At 68.8% G+C, this 2,757-nt stretch carries 3 protein-coding genes; 2 read left to right on the top strand and 1 reads right to left on the bottom strand.

The window, feature by feature from the left end; all coding sequences use genetic code 11:
• Both VED21_RS34010 and VED21_RS34015 read left to right on the top strand, forming a co-directional pair.
• Window positions 1–450, top strand: a 450-nt coding sequence (locus VED21_RS34010) for a GNAT family N-acetyltransferase (RefSeq protein ID WP_324890356.1), incomplete at its 5' end; no start/stop codon positions are given.
• 42 nt (window positions 451–492) lie between these two features.
• Complete coding sequence (locus tag VED21_RS34015) at window positions 493–672, top strand: hypothetical protein (protein WP_324890357.1); 180 nt, start codon at window positions 493–495, stop codon at window positions 670–672.
• A 47-nt stretch (window positions 673–719) separates the two neighbouring features.
• On the opposite strand, the gene VED21_RS34020 is transcribed toward VED21_RS34015, so the two are convergent.
• Entirely contained in the window at window positions 720–2,075 is a 1,356-nt protein-coding gene (locus VED21_RS34020) for a M23 family metallopeptidase (RefSeq protein ID WP_324890358.1), read from the bottom strand.
• Window positions 2,076–2,757 lie beyond the last annotated feature (682 nt).

Below are 2,757 nucleotides of genomic sequence, written 5' to 3' on the forward strand. Positions count from 1 at the left end.
CTGAAGGGGGCGGAGAAGGCCGGCCTCACCCTGGACCTCGACCCCGAGGCGAAGAACCTGCCCTGGCTCGCCAAGCAGGAGCACGAGCAGGCGCAGACCAAGCGCTACCGCGAGATGTCCGGCCGGCTGGCCGTGCGGCTGCGCAACGCGCTGTACAAGGCGGACGGCGTGCTGCTGGCGGCGGCGCTGGACGGCACGACGCCGGTGGCCGCGGCGCTGTTGCTCGGCCACGGCCATGCCGCCACCTACCAGATCGGCTGGTCGAACGAGGCCGGGCGCAAGGCCGGCGCCATGCGGCTGGTGCTGTGGCGGGCGATCGGTACCTTGCGCGAGCGTGGCTTCACCGCGCTGGACCTCGGCGGCATCAACCCGGACACCGCGCCAGGCGTCACCGAATTCAAGCTGAACACCGGCGGAGCGGTCTATGAATCGGCCGGGCTTTACCGCTGACCGCAATTGCCGCATGCTGGGCGGCGTTCAAGGAGCCGACCGATGGCCGACGACGACGATTTCATGAAGCCGGAGGATGCCGAGAAGGCCATCGCCCGCGCCATGACCAAGACCCCGCAGGTGTCCGCCGTGCGCACCAAGCTGCAGAAGCTGGTGGAGGAGGACGACAAGGGCCTGCAGATGCTGGCCGCCGCCATCCGCCGCATGCTGCACGAAGGGTGAAAGCGTAGGTTGGGCCAAGCCGAAGGCGCGGCCCGACACCTCGGTCCTCAGCAGATCGTCCCCTTGCTGCATCCCTTGTCCTCGCCCGCTGGCTGGTTGCTGCGGGCCAACTGCATGCCGGCCTTCGCTTCCGTGTAGGCGCGGTCCAGGCTGCGCACCGTCTGCTGGAAGGCCTGCAGCTCGCGCCCGGCCAGCTTTTCGCCGGTGGGCAGGTCGATGGCCTTGGGGTTCACCTGATGCCCGGCCTTCAGCACCTCGTAATGCAGGTGCGGCCCGGTGGAACGGCCAGTCGAGCCGACGAAGCCGATGACGTCGCCCTGGTCCACCCGCATGCCGCGCTTCACGCCTTTGGCGAATCGGCTGAGGTGGGCGTAGGCGGTGGACACCTCGGTGTTGTGGCGGATGCGGACGTAGTTGCCGTAGGCGCCGTTGCCGCCCGCTTCCTCCACCACGCCGTTGCCGGCGGCGTAGACCGGCGTGCCGGTGGGGGCGCCGAAGTCCATGCCCTTGTGCATCTTGCTGTAGCCCAGGATCGGGTGGTGGCGCATGCCGAAGCCCGAGGTCAGCTTGGCGCCGTCGATGGGCGTGCGCAGCAGGGCGCGGCGGATGCTCTCGCCGTCGCGGTTGTAATAGTCGATGCGCCCGTCGCGCACCGCGTGGCGGTAGATCGGCGTGGCGTCGCCGCTCAGGATCAGGTTGGCGTACAGCACGTCGCCCTCGCCGGCGACCTGGCCGTCCTCGGTAACCTTGCGCTCGTACAGCACCTCGAACCGGTCGCCCGGCTGCAGGTCGCGCTGGAAATCCACTTCGTAGGAATAGGTGCGGATCACCGCCATCATGACGGACACCGGCACGCCGGCCGCGCTGCCCGCCTCGAACAGGCTGGACTTGATCACTGCCTCGGCGGCGACCAGCTCGCGCCGCACCTCCTTCTTCACCTGGGCGCTCTGGAAGGTTTCGCCGCCTCGCCGCGCCACGGACACGGAGCGCGCCACCTCCGGCTCGAACTCCAGCCCGACGAACCGGTCGGGGGCGCCCCGGCGTGGCTCGAACAGGACGGTGACGCGCTGGCCGACCCGCAGCTTGCGCGGGTCGTACACGTCGCGCAGGGCCGAGATCGCCTCGGTCGCCTCGTCGCGTGGCACGGAGGCGCCGGTCAGCATCTCCATCAGCGTGTCGCCGCGGCCGACCGACAGGACCTGCCGGTCCAGCGCCGTGCCCCTGGCCGGGCGCGCCCGGTCCGAATCCTTACCTGCGGCTTCCTTCCGGGCAGCGGCAAGCGCCGCCGCCAGTTCGGCCTGGGCGTCGACCGCGGCGCGGGGAGCGGTGGCGGGGACCAGAAGGCCGGCAAGGCCGGCGGCGCACACAACGAGCGTGGGAAGGCTGGCGACCCTCAGACGCACGAGCGTCCTCCTTAGTTCTCTATACCCGGTAGTTCTCTATACCCGGTCGTGTTCGACGGAAGACCCGGCCGCCTCGCGCTTGCACGCCGGGTGCGGATGGTCGTCATGGGCCGTTGCGCCGGAAACCTTGCGCGCGGTCCTTGCACCTGTCAACGGACATCCGCGTTTCCGGCGCGCCGAAACCCTTATCGGCGCACGGTTTTGGACGCCGTTTCCGTCACCGGAACCTCGGCGGCCCGGCCGGAACACCCCTACCACCATTGCGTGGAGCGGGCCGGTCAAAAAAACTTCATCGCCATGCAAAAAAGCGCTTGCGTCGTTCCGGGAAGCCCGCATATAAACCGCTCCACCGACGCGGTGGCCGGTTGGCCGGCGGGTCGGAGCGAAGCACGAAGATGGAAATGAGCGGTTCGCCGCAAGCGACGCCGGTTTGGCGTTGCGCTTCTCGTCTCCGGGCTCACCCAGAAAGACTTCTGGCGGCTCACGGTCGGCTTCTCAGGGAAGCGGACGCAAGCCGCTGCGGCTCCGGGTCCTCCGGCGTCACGGATCTTTGACAATCGCATATCGTGTTGTGAGAAGGGATGCGCAGGCGGCGAGACCTGCGGTTGGGGTCCTCCGGTAGAGAGGGGCCTGGCACATTCGGGGTCGTTTGACCGCGCATTCCAAGCCAAGCAGAGATACA

The sequence above is a fragment of the Azospirillum sp. genome, assembly GCF_035627195.1.
Taxonomy (GTDB): domain Bacteria; phylum Pseudomonadota; class Alphaproteobacteria; order Azospirillales; family Azospirillaceae; genus Azospirillum.